This window comes from Rhodococcus sp. DMF-1, from assembly GCF_021441945.1.
Taxonomy (GTDB): domain Bacteria; phylum Actinomycetota; class Actinomycetes; order Mycobacteriales; family Mycobacteriaceae; genus Rhodococcus; species Rhodococcus ruber.
Genome location: NZ_CP090442.1, coordinates 3,803,487 through 3,821,799, shown reverse-complemented (window position 1 = coordinate 3,821,799; position 18,313 = coordinate 3,803,487). Strand labels below are relative to the sequence as shown.

The 18,313-nt window shown below is 69.5% G+C and carries 16 protein-coding genes; 10 read left to right on the top strand and 6 right to left on the bottom strand.

What is annotated here, in order from left to right:
• Positions 1-38: 38 nt before the first annotated feature.
• The 5 genes from LZP97_RS17350 (at position 39) to LZP97_RS17330 (ending at position 5,462) form a co-directional block, all read left to right on the top strand.
• Complete coding sequence (locus tag LZP97_RS17350) at positions 39-947, top strand: L,D-transpeptidase (protein WP_040274784.1); 909 nt, start codon at positions 39-41, stop codon at positions 945-947.
• Positions 948-1,059: 112 nt separating this feature from the next.
• Positions 1,060-2,112, top strand: coding sequence for a carbohydrate ABC transporter permease (locus LZP97_RS17345; protein WP_048773702.1), 1,053 nt, complete (start codon positions 1,060-1,062; stop codon positions 2,110-2,112).
• Positions 2,109-2,996: a carbohydrate ABC transporter permease gene (locus LZP97_RS17340; RefSeq protein WP_040274788.1), complete on the top strand. Its 888-nt coding sequence runs from the start codon at positions 2,109-2,111 to the stop codon at positions 2,994-2,996. Before LZP97_RS17345 ends, LZP97_RS17340 begins: the two co-directional genes overlap by 4 nt.
• A 19-nt stretch (positions 2,997-3,015) precedes the next feature.
• Positions 3,016-4,323: an ABC transporter substrate-binding protein gene (locus LZP97_RS17335; RefSeq protein WP_048773704.1), complete on the top strand. Its 1,308-nt coding sequence runs from the start codon at positions 3,016-3,018 to the stop codon at positions 4,321-4,323.
• Between the two features lie 8 nt (positions 4,324-4,331).
• Positions 4,332-5,462, top strand: a complete 1,131-nt coding sequence (locus LZP97_RS17330) for an ABC transporter ATP-binding protein (protein WP_048773705.1) — start codon at positions 4,332-4,334, stop codon at positions 5,460-5,462.
• A 111-nt stretch (positions 5,463-5,573) separates the two neighbouring features.
• Here LZP97_RS17330 and LZP97_RS17325 read toward each other — a convergent pair whose 3' ends face one another.
• Complete coding sequence (locus LZP97_RS17325; RefSeq protein ID WP_048773707.1) at positions 5,574-6,188, bottom strand: flavodoxin family protein; 615 nt, start codon at positions 6,186-6,188, stop codon at positions 5,574-5,576.
• 142 nt (positions 6,189-6,330) lie between these two features.
• On the opposite strand from LZP97_RS17325, the gene LZP97_RS17320 reads away from it, so the two are divergent.
• Positions 6,331-6,735 (top strand): OsmC family protein, encoded by a 405-nt coding sequence (locus tag LZP97_RS17320; protein WP_017680791.1) that lies wholly within the window; start codon positions 6,331-6,333, stop codon positions 6,733-6,735.
• A gap of 86 nt (positions 6,736-6,821) precedes the next feature.
• On the opposite strand, the gene LZP97_RS17315 is transcribed toward LZP97_RS17320, so the two are convergent.
• The 3 genes from LZP97_RS17315 to LZP97_RS17305 form a co-directional block, all read right to left on the bottom strand.
• A complete protein-coding gene (locus LZP97_RS17315; protein WP_048773709.1) occupies positions 6,822-8,228 on the bottom strand; it encodes a serine/threonine-protein kinase in 1,407 nt (468 codons plus the stop codon).
• Positions 8,229-8,382: 154 nt separating this feature from the next.
• Entirely contained in the window at positions 8,383-9,870 is a 1,488-nt protein-coding gene (locus LZP97_RS17310) for a flavin-containing monooxygenase (protein WP_048773711.1), read from the bottom strand.
• A 532-nt stretch (positions 9,871-10,402) separates the two neighbouring features.
• The gene (locus tag LZP97_RS17305) at positions 10,403-11,623 is read right to left on the bottom strand and encodes a glycosyltransferase (RefSeq protein ID WP_017680787.1); all 1,221 of its coding nucleotides are present in this window, start codon (positions 11,621-11,623) and stop codon (positions 10,403-10,405) included.
• Between the two features lie 349 nt (positions 11,624-11,972).
• Between LZP97_RS17305 and LZP97_RS17300 the strand changes: the two genes are divergently transcribed.
• On the top strand, positions 11,973-13,064 hold the full coding sequence (locus tag LZP97_RS17300; protein WP_040274798.1) for an Rv2629 family ribosome hibernation factor: 1,092 nt from the start codon (positions 11,973-11,975) through the stop codon (positions 13,062-13,064).
• A 9-nt stretch (positions 13,065-13,073) separates the two neighbouring features.
• Here the strand turns inward: LZP97_RS17300 and LZP97_RS17295 are convergent, their stop codons facing one another.
• A complete protein-coding gene (locus LZP97_RS17295) occupies positions 13,074-13,448 on the bottom strand; it encodes a DUF1330 domain-containing protein (protein WP_010593643.1) in 375 nt (124 codons plus the stop codon).
• Between the two features lie 145 nt (positions 13,449-13,593).
• On the opposite strand from LZP97_RS17295, the gene LZP97_RS17290 reads away from it, so the two are divergent.
• From LZP97_RS17290 to LZP97_RS17280, 3 genes are read left to right on the top strand one after another with little or no spacing between them, the layout of a single operon-like run.
• A complete protein-coding gene (locus LZP97_RS17290) occupies positions 13,594-14,037 on the top strand; it encodes a response regulator (RefSeq protein WP_010593642.1) in 444 nt (147 codons plus the stop codon).
• A gap of 51 nt (positions 14,038-14,088) precedes the next feature.
• Positions 14,089-16,557 carry a molybdopterin oxidoreductase family protein gene (locus LZP97_RS17285; protein WP_040274801.1) on the top strand — a complete coding sequence of 823 codons (2,469 nt, stop codon included), beginning with the start codon at positions 14,089-14,091 and terminating at the stop codon, positions 16,555-16,557.
• Positions 16,554-17,042, top strand: coding sequence for a hypothetical protein (locus LZP97_RS17280; RefSeq protein ID WP_010593640.1), 489 nt, complete (start codon positions 16,554-16,556; stop codon positions 17,040-17,042). The genes LZP97_RS17285 and LZP97_RS17280 overlap by 4 nt, the downstream gene beginning before the upstream one ends.
• 57 nt (positions 17,043-17,099) lie before the next feature.
• On the opposite strand, the gene LZP97_RS17275 is transcribed toward LZP97_RS17280, so the two are convergent.
• On the bottom strand, positions 17,100-18,287 hold the full coding sequence (locus tag LZP97_RS17275) for a flavin reductase family protein (RefSeq protein WP_010593639.1): 1,188 nt from the start codon (positions 18,285-18,287) through the stop codon (positions 17,100-17,102).
• Positions 18,288-18,313 lie beyond the last annotated feature (26 nt).

Below are 18,313 nucleotides of genomic sequence, written 5' to 3'. Positions count from 1 at the left end.
CGTGGGTGCGACGGCACGAACGAACGATGGGTTGTCGAATGTTCGAGAAGAAGGGTCGGCCGAACAGTCGCGGCCGCGCCGGACGCTGGTCCGGCCGTGTCGTCACCGCGCTGGTGGGCGTCGGCGCCGCCACGCTCACCATGACCGGACCCGCCGCCGCGGTACCCCTGTGGCCCGGCGGACCCGAACTGCCGAGCGTGCAGGAACTCGTCGAACGGCTGCCCGGCCAGGCGCCGGAACCCGCCCCGTTCTCCGCCCCGTCGATCAACCCGTCGAACGGTGAGACGGTGGGCGTCGCGCAGCCGATCATCATCCGCTTCGACGAGCCGATCACCGACCGCGCCGCCGCCGAGCGGCACATCGAGGTCCAGGCCGACCCGCCCGTCGACGGGCACTTCTACTGGGCGTCGGACCGGCAGGTGCGCTGGCGGCCCTACGAGTTCTGGCCCGCCCACACCCAGGTCACCGTGAACGCCGGGGGCACGCAGTCGTCGTACACCGTCGGCGACGCGCTGGTCACCGTCGCGGACGACGCCACCAAGACCATCACCGTCACCCGCAACGGTGAGGTCGTCAAGACCATGCCGACGTCGTTCGGCAAGCCGGGCTACGAGACGCCCAACGGCACCTACATCGTCGGCGAGAAGTTCCGTGACATGTACATGGACTCGTCCACGTACGGCGTGCCGGTGGACTCGCCCGAGGGGTACCGCACCTACGTCGAGTACGCGACCCGCATCTCCAACAGCGGCATCTTCGTGCACGCGGCGCCGTGGTCCGAGTGGGCGCAGGGCAACACGAACGTCAGCCACGGTTGCCTGAACGTGAGCACCGAGGACGGCCGCTGGTTCTTCGAGAACGCCCGGAAGGGTGACCCGGTGATCGTGCAGAACACCGGGGGCGGCATCCTCAACGGCTGGGACGGCCTCGGCGACTGGAACCTCTAGCCGGACAACGGCCGGCGCCGGCGAGCACTTCGTACCTCGACGGTGACGAGAGTACTCGTCGGCGCCAGACCGGCGTAACCTCCGGTTCGTCCGCGGCAGACACACTGCCGCAGTGCGCTCGAGTCCGGAAAGAGTACTGCCCCGAACCGACCGGGGTCCGTGGGGACGCCCGTGGGGCGACTACGCGCTGTTCGCCGCGCTGATCGGGCCGAATCTCGCGCTGCTGGTCCTGTTCACGTACCGGCCGCTCGTCGACAACATCCGACTGTCGTTCTTCGAGTGGAACATCTCGAGCCCCACCGCGACGTTCGTCGGACTGGGCAACTACCGCGAGTGGTTCGGCCGTGCCGACACGTGGCAGATCGTCGGCAACACCGTCGTCTTCACCGTCGCGACCGTCGCGGGCTCCATGCTGCTCGGACTGGCGCTGGCGCTGCTGCTGGATCGGAAACTGCTGGGCCGCAACCTCGTCCGGTCCGCACTCTTCGCGCCGTTCGTCATCTCCGGTGCCGCGGTGGGGGTGGCGTTCCAGTTCGTGTTCGATCCCAACTTCGGCCTCGTCCAGGATCTGCTGGGCAGGCTGGGGCTCAACACCCCGGACTTCTACCAGGATCCGGCCTGGGCGCTGGTGATGGTCACCCTCACCTACCTGTGGAAGAACCTCGGCTACACGTTCGTCATCTATCTGGCGGCCCTGCAGGGCCTGCGTCCCGAACTGTCCGAGGCCGCCGCGATCGACGGCGCCTCGTCGTGGACGGCCTTTCGGCGCGTCCTGCTGCCGCAGCTCCGTCCCACCACGTACTTCCTGTCGATCACCGTGCTGCTCAACTCCTTCCAGGTCTTCGACATCATCAACGTGATGACCCGGGGCGGGCCGCTCGGTACCGGCACCACCACGATGGTCTACCAGGTCTACAACGAGTCCTTCCGGAACTTCCGGGCCGGCTACGGTGCCACCGTCGCGACGATCATGTTCCTCGTGCTGCTGGCCGTCACGGTCTACCAGGTGCGCCTGATGGACCGCGACGACACTGCGCGCCCCGCCCGCCGTCCCCGGCGCGCGCGTGGGGGTAGGCGTGGGCGTGCGACCGAATGTGACACGCGTTCGATCACATCGAAGCCATGTGACATTCGGTCGGTCCAGCGGACGGGGGGTGCGGAATGACGACGCTCCTGGAGCGCCCGGTCACGACCACGGAACCGGCAGCGGCGCAGCCGTATCGGCGTCGCGAGCGCACGATCCGGGTACTCGCCTACGCCGCGATGGTCGTGGCACTGCTCGTCGTGGCGCTGCCGCTGTACTGGATCGTGGTGACCTCGTTCAAGCAGCGACCCGACATCTACACGCTGCCGGTCACCTGGTGGCCCTCCGTGTTCCATCCCCGGAACTACACGGAGGCAGTCACCTCGGTGCCGTTCGGCACGTTCCTGCGGAACTCGTTGATCATCACCACGGTGCTGTCGAGCGTGAAGTTCGTCCTCGGCATCCTGAGCGCCTACGGTCTGGTGTTCCTGCGCTTCCCCGGCAAGAACCTCGTGTTCCTCGGTATCGTCGCCGCGCTGATGGTGCCGAACCAGATCACTGTCATCTCCAACTACGCGCTGGTGGCGGAATGGGGGTGGCGCAACACCTTCCAGGGGATCATCGTGCCGCTGGCAGGTGTGGCATTCGGAACGTTTCTGCTGCGCAACCATTTTCTGTCCATTCCCGCCGAGATCATCGAGGCGGCGCGGATGGACGGGGCCGGGCACGTCCGCCTGCTGTGGCGGGTCGTGCTGCCCGTGTCCGGACCGACCCTGGTCGCGTTCGCGCTCATCACCGTGGTCAACGAGTGGAACGAATACCTGTGGCCGTTTCTCATGGCCGACGACGCGTCCGTGGCGCCGCTGCCGATCGGGCTGACCCAGCTGCAGAACAACGACGGCGTCACCAACTGGGGGCCGGTGATGGCCGGCACGGTGCTGGCCATGCTGCCGATCCTCGTGATCTTCCTCGCGCTGCAACGTCACATGATCAAGGGCCTCACCTCCGGTGCGGTCAAGGGCTGAACTCTCTAGGAGCAATTTCGTGAACATCGACAGGCGTGGATTTCTGGGACTGACCGGGCTCGTCGCCGCGAGCGCCGCGCTGGCGGCGTGCGCCGGCACCGGGTCGTCCGGGTCCTCGGAATCCGCATCCGCGGCGAACACCATCAAGTTCTGGTCCAACCACCCGGGCAAGTCCCAGGACGTGGAGCGCGAGCTCATCGCCCGGTTCGAGGCGAAGTACCCGGACCTGACGGTCGACCTGATCGACGGCGGCAAGAACTACGAAGAGGTGTCGCAGAAGTTCAACGCGGCCCTGTCCGGAGGCGACCTGCCCGACGTCGTCGTCCTGTCGGACGTGTGGTGGTTCAACTACGCGCTGACCGGCGCGATCACCCCGCTCGACGACCTCTTCGCCGAGGTCGGCGTGGACACCGGGGACTACGTCGATTCCCTACTGGCCGACTACCTCTTCGAGGGTCGCCACTTCGCGCTGCCCTACGCCCGCTCGACGCCGCTGTTCTACTACAACCGCGACGTCTGGCGGCAGGCCGGTCTTCCCGACCGCGGACCCGCCACCTGGCAGGAGTTCGCCGAGTGGGGTCCCGAACTGCAGCGGGTGGTCGGGTCCGGCAAGCTGGCACACGGCTGGGGTAATGCCAAGGACTACCTCGGCTGGACGTTCGAAGGACCGATCTGGACGTTCGGCGGAGCCTACTCCGACGGCTGGCGGCTGCGTTTCGGCGACGCGGAGACGATCGCCGCGGGACAGTTCCTGAAGGACATGATCCACACCGGGAGGTACGCGGGCGTGTCCACGGACATCGCCAACGACTTCTCCGCCGGTATCATCGCGTCCACCATCGCCTCGACCGGCGATCTGTCCGGCATCACCGCGAACGCCGCGTTCGACTTCGGCACCGCGTTCCTGCCCGCCCCCGACGGAACGCCGGGATGCCCCACCGGCGGTGCGGGACTGGCGATTCCGGCGAACATCTCCGACGAGCGGAAGCGCAACGCGCTGAAGTTCGTCGACTTCGTCACCAACGGGGAGAACACCGCCTACTTCTCGCAGAAGATCGGCTACATGCCGGTGCGCAAGTCCGCCACCGAGGATCCCGGGATGAAGGCGTTCCTCGAGCAGAACCCCAACGCCCGCACCGCTGTCGACCAGCTCGCGCGCACCCGGTCACAGGACTACGCGCGCGTCTTCGTGCCTGGCGGCGACCAGATCATCGGCACCGGCCTCGAACAGATCGCACTGCAGGGGGCCGACGTGCCGACGGCGTTCGGCGACGTCGCGCGGCAGCTGCAGCAGATCATCGACCGTCAGATCACCCCGAATCTGTAGGGAAAGCATTGGCAAGCATACGTTTCCGGTCCGTCACCCACCGCTACCCCGGTGCCGATCGGCCGTCGGTGGACCGCCTCGACCTCGATGTCGCGGACGGGGAGTTCCTGGTCCTGGTCGGTCCGTCGGGCTGCGGGAAGACCACGAGCCTGCGCATGCTCGCGGGCCTCGAGGCGGTCGACGACGGTCGCATCGACATCGGCGGGGCCGACGTGACGGGACTGCCGCCCAAGGCCCGCGACGTGGCGATGGTGTTCCAGAACTACGCGCTGTACCCGAACATGACGGTGGCCGAGAACATGGGTTTCGCATTGCGCAACGCCGGCGTCGGCAGGGTGGAACGGACGGCGCGGGTGCTCGACGTCGCGCGGATGCTCGAACTCGAGCCGCTGCTCGACCGCAAACCGGGCAAGCTCTCGGGCGGGCAGCGACAGCGCGTGGCCATGGGCCGCGCGATCGTGCGACGGCCCGCGGTGTTCTGCATGGACGAACCGCTGAGCAACCTCGACGCGAAGCTGCGCGTCAGCACGCGTTCGCAGATCGCCGGACTGCAGCGGCGACTCGGCACGACGACCGTGTACGTCACCCACGACCAGGTGGAGGCCATGACGATGGGGGACCGGGTGGCCGTCCTCGACGGCGGTCGCCTGCAGCAGGTCGCCGCACCCCGCGTCCTGTACGACAACCCCGTCAACACCTTCGTCGCCGGGTTCGTCGGTTCGCCCGGCATGAACCTGCTCGACGCGCCCGTCCGCGACGGCGCGGCCGTGCTCGGTGCTCTACGGGTGCCGGTTCCGGCCGACGTCGCCGCCGACCGGATCGTCGTCGGGGTGCGGCCCGAGGCATGGACCCCCGTGGGCGCGTGGCGGTCCGGGACGCTGTCCCTGACGGTGGACCTGGTCGAGCAGCTCGGCGCGGAGGCCTTCGTCCATGCGACGGCGACCGGGCCGGCCGACTGGTCGAGCGCGACGGGCAAGGTCGTCGTACGGGTGGATCGACGAGTTGCGATCGGTCCGGGGGAGCAGGTGCACCTGCTCCCGCAGCCGGGGGAGGTCTACTTCTTCTCCGCGACGACCGGTGCTCGCCTCGGTGTCGGCGACCGAATGTCACATACGTTCGATTCGATCGAACGCGTGTGACATTCGGTCGAACCGGCGGCATGCGGTCGAACCGGCGGCATGCGGGCGAACCGGCGGCATGCGGGCGAACCGGCGGCATGCGGGCGAACCGGCGGCATGCGGCGGGCGGGCTCAGTCCGGATACGGCGGGTACTGCCGTTCGCGCAGCACGGTGCTCAGATGGACGGCGTTCCGTGCCAGTGCCTGCGTGGTCGTGGATACCTGTTCCGGAACCTCGGACAGGTCCTTGAAATCCGTGCCGGACATCGCTTCCCCGTTCCAGTAGGTGCAGCCCTGGGCCGGGATGCTGAACCCGATGTCGTTGAGACCCTGGAACAGGTCGGCGACGATCTTGTGCGCACCGTCCTCGTTGCCCACGACCGCGGCGACGGCGACCTTCCCGACCATGCGTGGCCGGTTCTCGTCGTCGGTGCTCGACAGTTCCGCGTCGAGGCGTTCGAGCACGCGCTGGGCGACGCTGGACATGTGGCCCACCCAGGTCGGCGTGGCGACGATCAGGATGTCGGCGGCGGCGACGCGTTCGAGCAGGCCCGGCCACTCGTCGCCGTCACCCATGTCCGCCTCCACACCGGGACGGACGTCGTGGTCGACGACGCGCACCGATTCGGTGGTCACGCCGTGCCCGGCGAGCGCGGACAGGACATGCGACACCATCAGGTCGGTGCTGGACTCCGCCGGGGACGGTTTGAGTGTGCAGTTCAGGGCGAGGGCACGAAGGGTGGTCATGGGTGCGGTTACCCGGTCCGGTGGGTGTCAATCCCCGGCCGCGGGTTTCCCCGGGCTCGGTTCGGGCACCCGGGTGATCGCATCGGTGCCGTAGCGAGCGGCGCCGGCGCTCAGAGCGAAGTGCGGACCGGAGGAACACCTGATGACAGAGCCGAATTCGTATCGATACACCGCAACGGCCGAGGACACCTCGGTGCGCATCGACGGGCATTCACCGGACCTGCGCGTGACGACGCCGGACAACGCCGCCGGGTTCGACGCGGTGACGCCCGAGCAACTGTATGCGGCGGCATTGGCGGCGTGCGTGTACCAGACCCTCATCGCGACGGCGTCGGCCGGCGATCACGACCTGGGGGAGTGCGCCGTGGACGCCCGCGTCGAACTCACTTCACGGGGCAACCAGGAGTTCGATCTCTCCGCCGAGGTCGACGTGCGGCTGCCTCGTGTCGAGGATCGTGATGCCAGGGAAACCCTCGCGTTGCGGGCCGTCGAACGGTGTCCGATGGCCAAGTCGGTCCAGGTGCGACTCGCCGGCGCGCACGCGTAGTGACGAGCACGAGCCGGAACGCACGGTGACCGCGCCGTCCGGATGGAGCGGACGGTCGAGCGCTACCGCTCCGCGGTGGCCGGCGCCTACCCGGCGGGAAGGCACGGTCCGTCGGGCGGCGGGGTGTGTTCGTAGCCGGGGTAGCAGGGCAGTACCTGTGGTGCTGCGGGCGCCGGTGCAGGTGCCGGGGCGGGCGCGGGAGCCGACCCGGCGGGAAGGCACGGTCCGTCGGGCGGCGGGGTGTGCTCGTAGCCGGGGTAGCACGGCAGTACCTGTGGTTCTGCAGGTGCAGGTGCAGGTGCCGGGGCGGGCGCGGGAGCCGACCCGGCGGGAAGGCACGGTCCGTCGGGCGGCGGGGTGTGCTCGTAGCCGGGGTAGCACGGCAGAACCTGTGGTCCTGCGGGCGCAGGTGCCGGAGCCGGGACGGGGGCAGGGGCAGGAGCCGGCGGTGCCGATCGAGGCGCCGGCCTCGCGGGGGCGGCGTCCTGGGGTGGAACTTCGCCGTCCTGGGCTGGAACCTCGGCAGCCTGGGACTCCGTCCGAGGTGGCGTCGGCTCCTGTTCCGCGGCTGTCGAGGTGGTCGGTGCGGCCGAGGGCGTGGACGTCGGAGAGGCCGGCTGCACCGCGATGGGGACGGGCGTCGGGTCGGCGTCGTCGGACGACACGGCCCCGAGGGCCACGCCGCCGACGACGAGGACGGCGACGATCGCCGCGAGAACCGGGATCATGACGCGCCGGTTCCGGGTGAGCGGAGCGACCGCGGGAACGGACCTGCCGGTGGGATGTGACGGCGCGGCCGCGGCGCGTGCCGCCGCGGCCAGCTCGCTCACCGATCCGTAGCGCCGCGCGGGTTCGGGTGCCGTTCCGCGTGCGACGACCTCGACCATGCCGGCCGGAAGATCCGAGACCGCCGACGACGACTGCGGGGCCCCCGCTCGTCCACCCGAGGACTGGAAGAGTCTGCCGGTGAGGCATTCGTACAGCACCGTCGCCAGGCCGTAGACGCCCGTCGCCGCGCCGGGATGCGGGGGGAACCCGACGTCGGTGAGGAGAACATTTCCGTCGCCCTGCACCAGGACGTTCGCCGACGTCACTTCCTGTTCGACCAGCCCGGCCGCGTGCACGGCCTCGAGCGCCGACGCCAATTGCTCGACGACACCGACTGCCCGCGGGACGTCCATCGCGCCGGTGGACCGGAGCATCGTCTGCAGATCGGTGCCCTCGACGACGGGCGTTGCGAGGAAGAGCCGGGTGCCGATCTGCCCGAAGTCGTGGATCGGGAGCACACGAGGGTTCCGGATCCGGGCGGCGATCTCGGCTTCGCGTTCGAAACGAGCGCGGTACTCGTCGTCCTCGGTCACCTCGGGTGGCAGCGCCCGCACCGCGACGTTCCGGCCGGTGGTGGTGTCGAACGCGGCCCATACCTCGCCCGTCGCGTCCACCGACAGTGGACGGTCCAGGCGATACCTGCCGAACAGGGCACCAACTTGCATCTGTCACTCTCCGCCCCTGGAAGTAGCTGTGGCTGCGGATCCGTGCACCGGAAGGATCGACCGCCTCCTCCACCGGAAGTCTATGCGGCGGATGTGCGCAGTGTCGCGCTCGGCCTCGAACCGCGCTCCTACGCTGGTTCTTTCGCCCGCGACCTCAGGCCACCGGCTGCGTCGTTGCCGGAAGCGCTGCCCGGGAGAAGCGCACGGCGCCGTCCTCGAGTCGTCCGCGGCGCATCATCACCAGGTCCCGGACGTAGTTCTGGAACAGCCGCCACGGCGCCGCGGGGCCCTGCCTGGGCATCGAATCGATGCTGCGCAGGACGTACCCGGACGCGAGATCGACCAACGGGGACGTCGCGGTCGTGGTCGCGGGGGCCGTCGGGGTGCAGTAGGCGTATCCGCGGGCGTCCATGTGGCGCAGCAGGCGGCACACGTATCCGGCGACGAGATCGGCCTTCAACGTCCACGACGCATTGGTGTATCCGACGGTGAATGCGAGATTGGGCACCCCGGAGAGCATCATCCCCTTGTACGCCAGCGTCTTTCCCATCTCGACGTCGCGACCGTCGACGCTCACGGCCATCCCGCCGAGCAGAAGCAGGTTCAGTCCCGTCGCGGTGACGATCACGTCGGCGGCGAGTTCCTGCCCGGATTCCAGGCGGATCCCGTGTTCGGTGAAGGTGTCGATCGTGTCGGTGACGACCGTCGCCCGGCCCTCCCGCAGCGCCCGGAACAGGTCGCCGTCGGGCACGAAACAGACGCGCTGGTCCCACGGGTCGTATCGCGGCCGGAAGTGCACGTCCACCTCGTAGTCCGCGGGCAGGTGGCTCTGCACGCCCTTGCGTAGCAGCCGCTTGACCAGATCGGGCCGGCGCCGGCTCAACTGGAAGAAGGCCATGCTGCCCAGCACGTTCGCCCAGCGGACGACAGGGTAGGCCAGCTTCAGCGGTATCCGGCCGAGCAACGCGCCGGCGACCGGGTCGATCGAGGGACGCGACATGACGTAGCTCGGGGAGCGCTGCAGCATCGTCACGTGTGCGGCCGTCCTCGCCAGTGCTGGGACGAGAGTCACGGCGGTGGCGCCGCTGCCGACGACGACGACGCGCTTGCCGGTGCAGTCCAGGTCCTCTGGCCAGTGCTGTGGGTGTACGAGGGTGCCGGTGAACCGTTCCACGCCGGGAAACTCGGGGGTGTAGCCCTCGTCGTAGCGGTAGTAGCCCGAATTGACGAACAGGAAGCCGCACGTGAGGCGAACTCGTTCCCCGGTGTCGGTGCGCTCGGCCGTCACGGTCCAGCGGGCGGCCGGCGTGGACCATTCGGCGCGGACCACGCGATGCCGGAACCAGACCTTCTCGTCGATGCCGCGATCCCGTGCGGTGCGGCGGACGTAGTCGCGGATGGACGGGCCGTCGGCGAAGGTCTCGGGCTCGGCCCACGGCTCGAACGAGTACCCCAGGGTGAACATGTCGGAGTCGGACCGGATGCCCGGGTAGCGGAAGAGGTCCCAGGTGCCGCCGATGACGTCGCGTGCCTCGAGGACGGTGAAGGTCTTGTCCGGGCATTCGTCCTGCAGGTGACAGGCCGCGCCGATACCGGAGAGTCCGGCGCCGACGATCAGGACGTCGACGTGTTCGTCGTGCATCGCGCTTCTCCGTTCCCGGGGGTCTGGGCGACCGGGGCAGCTGACGCAGACACTACCAACGCGCCGAGCACTCGGCGGCGACGCCGCTGTGGAATCAGCGGCGACGCCGCTGTGACATCGGCGGCGACGCCGCTGTCGTATCGGCGGTGATGCCGCTGTGGAATCAGCGGCGACGCCGCAGCGCCCCCTGCAACGCTGCGGTGCCGCCGATACCTGCTGCCAGCACGAACAGCAGCAGGACGACATTGGCGGTCACGGCTGCACCTGCCGTGCCGCGCTTCGGAGACCGCACCCGCGGGGTGTGGTCAGGATGGCGAGCAGATGGACCATGGCTGTTCCTCCGTCGACACTTCCGACTGCTGGAGCAACGCCCGTCCGGGCAGGGAGCGCAGCAGTCGCCTCTACGAGACGAAACCGGCTGCTTCTCAACCTTGTTTGCAAGAGTAACGTCTCCGCGGCGTGCCCGTAGGCCGAATCCGTGAAGATTCCGTGAAGATGCCGGAAGTCCCGTCGCGGCCGTGGCCCGAGCATCTCAGCGGGCTCCGGAGCGTACGGACCGTACCGACCGCGGATCCGCCGGGACACACCTCTCGTAGGTGCGCACGGCGTCGGCCGCGGAACGGTCCCACGAATAGCGGGTGCTCGCCCGGTCGTGGCCGGCGAGACCGAAGGCGGTGCGCTGGACGTCGTCGGTGAGCAGGGTGTGTACCGCCGCCGCGACCGCGTCGGCCGCGTGCGGGGGCACCAGCGTGCCCGTGACCCCGTCGACGACCGTGTCGAGCAGGCCGCCGACCGCGGTGGCCACCACCGGCCGCCCGCATGCCATGGCTGCGAGCGGCACCAGGCCGAGCGGTTCGTACCAGGGCGTGCATACGACGACGTCCGCCGACCGCAACAGCGCCGGCATGTCCGTCCGGGACACGTGCCCGGTCATGTGCACCCGGTCGAGCACGCCGTGGTCCCCGGCGACGGCGCGCAGACGTGCGGCCTCGTCGGGGGCGCCGTCGTCCGCCGGTCCGCCGGCGATCATCAGTTCCGTGCCGGGGAGCAGGGCCAGCGCCCGGATCGCCACGTCGAAGCCCATCCGCGGCACGAGCGGCCCGACAGCGACGATGCGGCGCCCCGGCCCGCGCGCCGGAGCCTCGGGGCCGGTGGGTGCGAACTGTGCGAGGTTCACCCCGCAGGGCACGACGGACGTGCGGGTGCGGGGCAGGCCCAGCGCGGCGAGCTCGAACACCTCGTCCGTGCAGGTGGCGGCGACCCGGCTCGCGCCGCGCGCCAGGAGCCGCTCGATACGGATCCGGTTCGGCGACCCGGTCTGCGCCCCGCCCCGGTGCCGGCTCTCCACCACACCCAGGGTGTGGAAGGTCTGCACCGTGGGCACCGTGACGGTGCGGGCGGCGAGCTGCGTCGCGATCCCCGGCATCCAGCAGTGGGCGTGGGCGACGTCGGGCCGATCCCTCGTCCATTCCCGTTCGAGGAAGGTACCGAGCTCACCCATCCGTGGGAGCAGCTCGTCCGCCGGTAGCGGAGCCGGCGGACCGGCGGGGACGTGGACCACCTCGTACCCGTCGTCGGTCGGGACTCGCTCGGGTATGTCGGGGTCGTCGCGACGGGTGTAGACGGTCACGTCGTGTCCTGCGCGCACCAGCGCCGCCGACAGCTCGGCGACGTGCACCTTCCGGCCGTCCGCATCGACGTCGCCGGGGACCGTGAAGGGGCTTGCGTGATCGGACACCATCGCGATCTTCATGGCCCTTCCCTTCTGCGGATCGTCGTGCCCGTCGCCTCGCCTGACAGCGCCTCGCCTGACAGCCTCGTCGCGCCGCCCGACCGCGCGTACGACCCGCGGACCCACCGCCGGTCGTGGTGCAGGTCCGGACTCCGAACGTGCGGGGGCATCACGTGCGGGGGCATCGACGAGCCGTGGACGTGCCACGACGGCACGTTCACCGAGGACGCCATGGGTGCAGGGTTGCCGATTCTGCGGCAGGTAAACCGCGCGGACGGAAATTGCCGCCGGATCGGTGCGGGCACGTTTACTCGCGTGGGTCGGGGGCACACGAATCGAGAGACCGTGAGGCACCGACGAAGGAGTAGCTGTGCACGCCGATCGATTCGCAGACTTCACCACCGCGACCGGCCCGTTCGCCTCGGTGTACTACGAGGATTCGCACGCGACCGAGGATGCCGCAAAGGTTGCGGAACTGACCTGGCGTTCCATCGCGGAGCAACTGGAACAACTCGGGACTCCGCAGGCCGTGCTCGGCCACGTCGAGCGCGCGGTGACCGAGGCGCCGGCGGCGGTCGGCAGCGGTGGCCGCGCGATCGTCGCGAACCCGGACGGGGTACTCGTGCACGAGCGGCTCGTGCGCCCGCCGCTGCGCACCGAGGTGCGACTGTCCGACATGCCTTACCTGCTCCCGCTGGTGGAACACGGCACGAGCGGCCGGCCCTACCTCGTGGCCGCCGTCGACCACGCGGGCGGCGACCTGACCGTCTACGACCGGCACGGCGGCGTGCTCCACGAGGAGACGGTCGCCGGGGAGGGCTACCCGATCCACAAGGCGGCCGGCGCCCAGTCGCCCGGTTACGGGGATCCCGAACCCAACGTCGAGGAGCAGCGGCGCCGCAACATCGCCGCCGCCGCCGACCGCATCACCGAACTGGCCGACGAGCACCACGCCGAGCCGGTGTTCGTGATCGGCGAGGTCCGCTCCCGCACGGACCTGGCGGAGGCCCTGCCCCAGCGCACCGGCGACGTCCTGGTGCAGGTGCAGACCGGTTCTCGCGCCGACGGCTCCGACCGCGAGCGGATCCGGGATGTCATCCAGGAGGAACTGGCGCAGCGTCGCCTCGCCGAGATGGACGACGTGGCCGAGCGCTATCGGGCCGGCGCCGGAACCGGCCTGGCCGTCGAAGGGGTGACCGAGGTGACGGCGGCGCTGCGCGAACGGCGGGTCGACACGCTGATCCTGGGGGACCTCGACGACACCACGGTGCTCGTGGGCGACGACCCGTCGCTCGTGGCCGCCGACGCAGGAGCGCTGTCCGAGATGGGTTCGGGCAGCGAGCGCGTCTGCCGCGCCGACGAAGCCCTGCCGTTCGCGGCCGTGGCCACCGGCGCCGCCGTGCTCCGCATGGACGAGCGCCTCACGCCGGCGGACGGCATCGGCGCCCTGCTGCGCTACTGACGGCCGGTGTCAGGACTGCACCGGCCACGGCACCGTCGCCTGCAGGACAGCCTCCTGCAGCGCGTCGGTGCGCCACGCCGTGACCCGCTGGTACTCGGGGTCGGCGACCATCTCGGAGAAGGCACGCCGCGTCGGGTAGCGCACGAGCAGGACCGCGTCCCAGTCCTGCCCGGTCTCCGCCACGAGCGCGGTCGACCCGTCGCCCGCGTAGAGCACCTCGCCGCCGTAGCGCGGCAGGAACGTCTCGTGGAGGGCGTCGGCGTAGCGGGCGTAGATCTCGCGACCACCGGTGCCGAACCGCAGCAGGTTCAGCATCACCACCGGCCCGCCCGGGTCCTCGGCGAGAAAGCGCTTCAGGTCGGCACCACGTGGATCGACAGCCATGTTCCGGAGTCTGGCACAACATCGGACACGCCGTGCTCTCCGACTGCCGGCGCGGCGGCCGGTCATGGGGGCCGAACCGCAGTCGCTGCCGTACCGCGTACGGTCGGAGAACGTTCCGTGCACCCCTGGTTCAGGAGCCCACCACATGACCGAGCCCGCCGAACCCATCGTCGTTCTGCTGGTCGAGGACGACGCCGGCGACGAATTGATGACCCGCGAGGCCCTGGAGGACCACAAACTGGCCAACGCACTGCACGTCGTACGCGACGGTGAGCAGGCGTTGAGCTTCCTCTTCCGGCGCGACCCCTACGCCGACGCGCCGCGGCCCGATCTGATCCTCCTCGACCTGAACCTGCCCCGCTACGACGGCCGGGAGGTCCTCGCACAGATCAAGGCCGACCCGGAACTGCGGCACATCCCGGTGGTGGTGCTCACCGCCTCCGCCGCCGAGGAGGACCTGCTCCGCAGCTACCGGCTGCACGCCAACGCCTACATCACCAAGCCGGTCGACTTCCCGCAGTTCGCGGAGGTGATCCGGCGGATCGACAACTTCTTCCTCCACATCGTGCGCCTTCCTCGTTCCCACTGAGTTCCGTCGGCGGCAGGTTTGGTTCGTTGCGCAGGGGGTAGCGCCTCCGGTATGACGCGTACGGACCGGATCCGGGACCCGTGGGGTGCTCGCACTCCCTACGGTCCCGGTGAGACGTGGCCGACCAGGGTGGACATGTATCTCGCCGAGGGGGTGGACGAGGACGACGTCGACACCTGGGTGCAGTCGGCGACGATCCTGCACTCGAACGGGGACGGGCTGGATATCGCCGTCGAGAACGGGCGCATCGTGGGCGTGCGGGGCCGGGCGGTCGACCGGGTCAATCACGGCCGGCTCGGTCCGAAGGACCTGTTCGGCTGGCAGGCGAACCATTCGCCGGATCGGTTGACCACACCGCTGATCCGGCGCGACGGTGCGCTCGTGGAGACGGACTGGGACACGGCGATGGACGCCGTCGCCGGGCGCACGAAGGAGTTGCTGGCCGAACGCGGTCCGAGTTCGATCGGCTTCTACACCACCGGTCAGCTCTTCCTCGAGGAGTACTACACGCTGGCGCTGATCGGACACGGCGGCATCGGCACCAACCACATGGACGGCAACACCCGGCTGTGCACGGCGACGGCGGCCGCGGCGCTGAAGGAGTCCTTCGCGTGCGACGGTCAACCGGGGTCGTACACCGACATCGACCACGCCGACGTGATCGCCCTGTACGGGCACAACATGGCCGAGACCCAGAGTGTGCTGTGGACCCGGGTGCTCGACCGGCTCGCCGGCCCGAACCCCCCGGCGATCGTCTGCGTCGACCCGCGGGAGACGCCGGTGGCGCGCGCGGCCACCGTGCACCTCGCACCCCGGCCCGGCACCAATGTGATGCTGATGAACGGGCTGCTGCACGAGATCGTGCGGCACGGCTGGATCGACCGCGACTACGTCGACGCCCACACCGTCGGCTTCGACGAGCTGGAGAAGCAACTCGAGGGCTACCCGGCGGAGAAGGTCGCGCAGGTGTGCGACGTCCCGCTCGCCGACCTGCGGGCGGCCGCCCGGCTCCTGGGCACCGCCGAACGGTTGCTGTCCACCGTGCTGCAGGGTTTCTACCAGTCCCATCAGGCCACCGCCGCTGCCGTCCAGGTGAACAACGTGCACCTGATCCGCGGCATGCTCGGGAAGCCGGGGTGCGGGGTGCTGCAGATGAACGGCCAGCCCACGGCGCAGAACACCCGCGAGTGCGGGGCCGACGGCGACCTGCCGGCGTTCCGGAACTGGGCCAACGACGAACACATCCAGGAGCTGGGGCGGGTGTGGAACATCGACCCGATGCGGATCCCGCACTACACCGCGCCCACCCACCTGATGCAGATGATGCGGTACGTCGAGGACGGTTCGATCCGGTTCCTGTACGTCAACGGCACCAACCCGGCGGTGTCGTTGCCGGAACTCGGCCGCATCCGCGAAATCCTGTCCCAGAAAAGGCTTTTCCTCGTCGTGCAGGACATCTTCCTGTCCGAGACCGCGCAACTCGCCGACGTCGTGCTGCCGGCCGCCACGTGGGGGGAGAAGACCGGCACGTTCACCAATGTCGACCGCACCGTGCACCTGTCGGAGAAGGCCGTCGACCCGCCCGGGCAGGCCCGGCCCGATCTGGACATCTTCCTCGACTACGCCCGCCGGCTGGGACTGCAGGACAAGGACGGGCAGCCCCTGGTCAAGTGGTCCACGCCGGAGGAGGCGTTCGAAGCCTGGAAGCAGTGCACCGCGGGACGGCCGTGCGACTACACCGGCCTCTCGTACGACAGGCTCCGCGGCGGCAGCGGCATCCAATGGCCCTGCAACGACGAGCACCCCGACGGCACCGAGCGCCTCTACGCCGACGGGAAGTTCTGGAGCGCACCGGACTACTGCGAGAGCTACGGTCGCGACATGGTCACCGGCGCCCCGCTCGAACCGACCGAGTACAAGGCGATGAACCCCCTCGGCAAGGCCGTGATCAAGGCAGGGGAGTACCTGCCCCCGCACGAGGTGGTCTCCGAGGAGTTCCCCTACCTGCTGACCACCGGGCGGACCCTCTATCACTTCCACACCCGCACCAAGACCGGGCGGGCACCGCAGCTGCAGAACGCCGCCCCCGAGGTGTGGGTGGAGATGTCCGCCTCCGACGCCCAGCGGCACGGCTGGGGGGAGGGCGACCTGCTGCTCATCACCACCCCGCGTGGCCGGGTGGAGGCACGGCTGCGGATCAGCGGCATCCGCCCCGGCGTGCTGTTCCTGCCGTTCCACTACGGCTACTGGGACACCCCCGGCGGGCACGAGCCGGGCGACTCCGAGGGCCGCGCCGCCAACGAACTGACCGTCACCGACTGGGATCCGGCGTCGAAACAGCCACTGTTCAAGACCGGCGCCGCCCGGGCCGAGCGTCTCCTGGCCGGGGACGGCACACCGTCCGCCGCGCCGACGACCACCGCCTCACGACCGGTGGGCACCGACGTTCCCGACACCGTGGGCGGTCCTTCCGGCACCGCGACCGAGACCGTCGTCGACACGAGCGGAGGCGCATCGTGAACAAGGTAGGTCTGGCAATCCGCGAACTGCACCGCGCCGAGAACGACCTGGCGGGGGAATTGCTGCAGATCTCGGACCGGCAGAAGGCCGACCACGAGATCTTCTACCTCGGACGGGATCTCGCACGCTGGTCCCAGGAACACGTGCGCGAACTCGCCCGGGTCGGGCGCGACTACGACCTCGACCTCGACGCCGAACCGGAGGACGACCACACGATCCTGGCCCGCCTGCGGCAGAAGGGCAGCGAACTGCTCGGCCGGCGCCACGAGCCCGGCCTGCTGCTCCTGCACGACCTGCGCGAGATCCACCGGATGGCAGCCGGGGTCTCACTGGACTGGGAGATCCTGGCCCAGACCGCGCAGGCCATGCAGGACCGGGAACTGCTCGCCACGGCCGAACGCTGCCACCCGCAGACCCTGCGTCAGTTGCGCTGGGCCAACGCGAAACTCAAGGAGAGCGCCGCGCAGATCATGGTCACGGGCTGACCGGTACTCGTCCACGAGCACCGACTCCCGTGGTGAAGACAATTCCGCGGGAACGGATTACCTGTCGGAACCGCCCCCGAGTTCGAGGATGTCGACAACCTTCTCGGCCCGGGCGATCCACTCCCGTACTCGCGTCCCGGAAACCCGGCGGGGAAGCTGCCCCAAACGCAGCGTGCGCGTGTAGCCGCCCGCTCGGTCGCGAACCGGCAGTACGACGGAACCGATGTCGTAGGTTTCCTCTTCCTCGAGGTCGCGCAACGTGTAGTCGACCGCCGATTCGACCACGCGCTCGCGGATGTTCCGCTCCTGCGCCGGGGTCAGTCTCCCGTTCGCATAACGGTGGGTGGCGTCGCGCATCCCTTCGTATGCGGCTCCGCCTTCCCGAGGAAGGAACGACAGCAGGAACCCGTGTGCGCGGACGAAGTCGAGACGGTCCCGGTAGAGCTGCCTCCCGGGCTCCTCGACGCCGTGGGCCTTGGCGAGCCACCGCTCCTGATCTTCCGGCGGGAGATCGAACACGAGCGAGTCACCGATCGGGGGCACGATCGGAACTCGCTGCGCCAGGCCGTTCTCCGGATCGACTCCGGGAGCCGACGCCGAGAGTACCGTTGCCATCTCGTCCCGACCGACCGCGGTGTAGACCGTGACCTCGCAACCGATGTCGTGCGCGAGGTCCTCGACGGCCGTCCGTGCGCAGTCCGCCTCCCGAATCGCCGACAGCAGCCGGTGCTCCATCCGAGCCATCAAGGAGGTCCCGACGAAACTCCCGTAACCGCCCTGGAAGAAGATCAGCGGGGCCACCGGGTTGGTGACGGCCATGTCCGCCACAGCGCACAGGACGATCCAGTGATCGCCCGCCTCCACCGTGTCGGTGATGCGGGTGTCGATCCATGCCACCGAGTCCGCCAGCACCGGATCCCCCGACGGGGACGGGAACCAGTCGATTCCGTCGAACTTGTTCTCCCAGCGCCGGGCGAGGGTGGAGACCAGTTCCTCCTGCTCACCGCCCACGATGTTGATGCACAGCGACGCGCACTCCCGCATCTTGGCGAACGTCTTCGACGTCTTCATCGGCATGAAGGAGACGAGGGGCGGATCGAGAGACACCGACCCGAAGGTCCCGACCACCAGCGCCAGCAGTTCGCCGTTGTCCGCACGGCCGGTCACGACGGCCACTCCGGTCGGGTAGTGCCCCATCACCTCCCGGAAGAGCCCTCGGTCGACCGGGGTCGCGATATCCGTCATTGCGGTCCTCCTGATCTCGGGGACGG

Excerpts from the sequence above, each read along its gene's own strand:
- LZP97_RS17350 (WP_040274784.1), top strand. The coding sequence starts at position 39 with ATGTTCGAGAAGAAGGGTCGGCCGAACAGTCGCGGCCGCGCCGGACGC.
- LZP97_RS17340 (WP_040274788.1), top strand. The coding sequence starts at position 2,109 with ATGACGACGCTCCTGGAGCGCCCGGTCACGACCACGGAACCGGCAGCG.
- LZP97_RS17325 (WP_048773707.1), bottom strand. The coding sequence starts at position 6,188 with ATGACCACCCTTCGTGCCCTCGCCCTGAACTGCACACTCAAACCGTCC.
- LZP97_RS17320 (WP_017680791.1), top strand. The coding sequence starts at position 6,331 with ATGACAGAGCCGAATTCGTATCGATACACCGCAACGGCCGAGGACACC.
- LZP97_RS17315 (WP_048773709.1), bottom strand. The coding sequence starts at position 8,228 with ATGCAAGTTGGTGCCCTGTTCGGCAGGTATCGCCTGGACCGTCCACTG.
- LZP97_RS17310 (WP_048773711.1), bottom strand. The coding sequence starts at position 9,870 with ATGCACGACGAACACGTCGACGTCCTGATCGTCGGCGCCGGACTCTCC.
- LZP97_RS17305 (WP_017680787.1), bottom strand. The coding sequence starts at position 11,623 with ATGAAGATCGCGATGGTGTCCGATCACGCAAGCCCCTTCACGGTCCCC.
- LZP97_RS17295 (WP_010593643.1), bottom strand. The coding sequence starts at position 13,448 with ATGGCTGTCGATCCACGTGGTGCCGACCTGAAGCGCTTTCTCGCCGAG.
- LZP97_RS17290 (WP_010593642.1), top strand. The coding sequence starts at position 13,594 with ATGACCGAGCCCGCCGAACCCATCGTCGTTCTGCTGGTCGAGGACGAC.
- LZP97_RS17285 (WP_040274801.1), top strand. The coding sequence starts at position 14,089 with ATGACGCGTACGGACCGGATCCGGGACCCGTGGGGTGCTCGCACTCCC.
- LZP97_RS17275 (WP_010593639.1), bottom strand. The coding sequence starts at position 18,287 with ATGACGGATATCGCGACCCCGGTCGACCGAGGGCTCTTCCGGGAGGTG.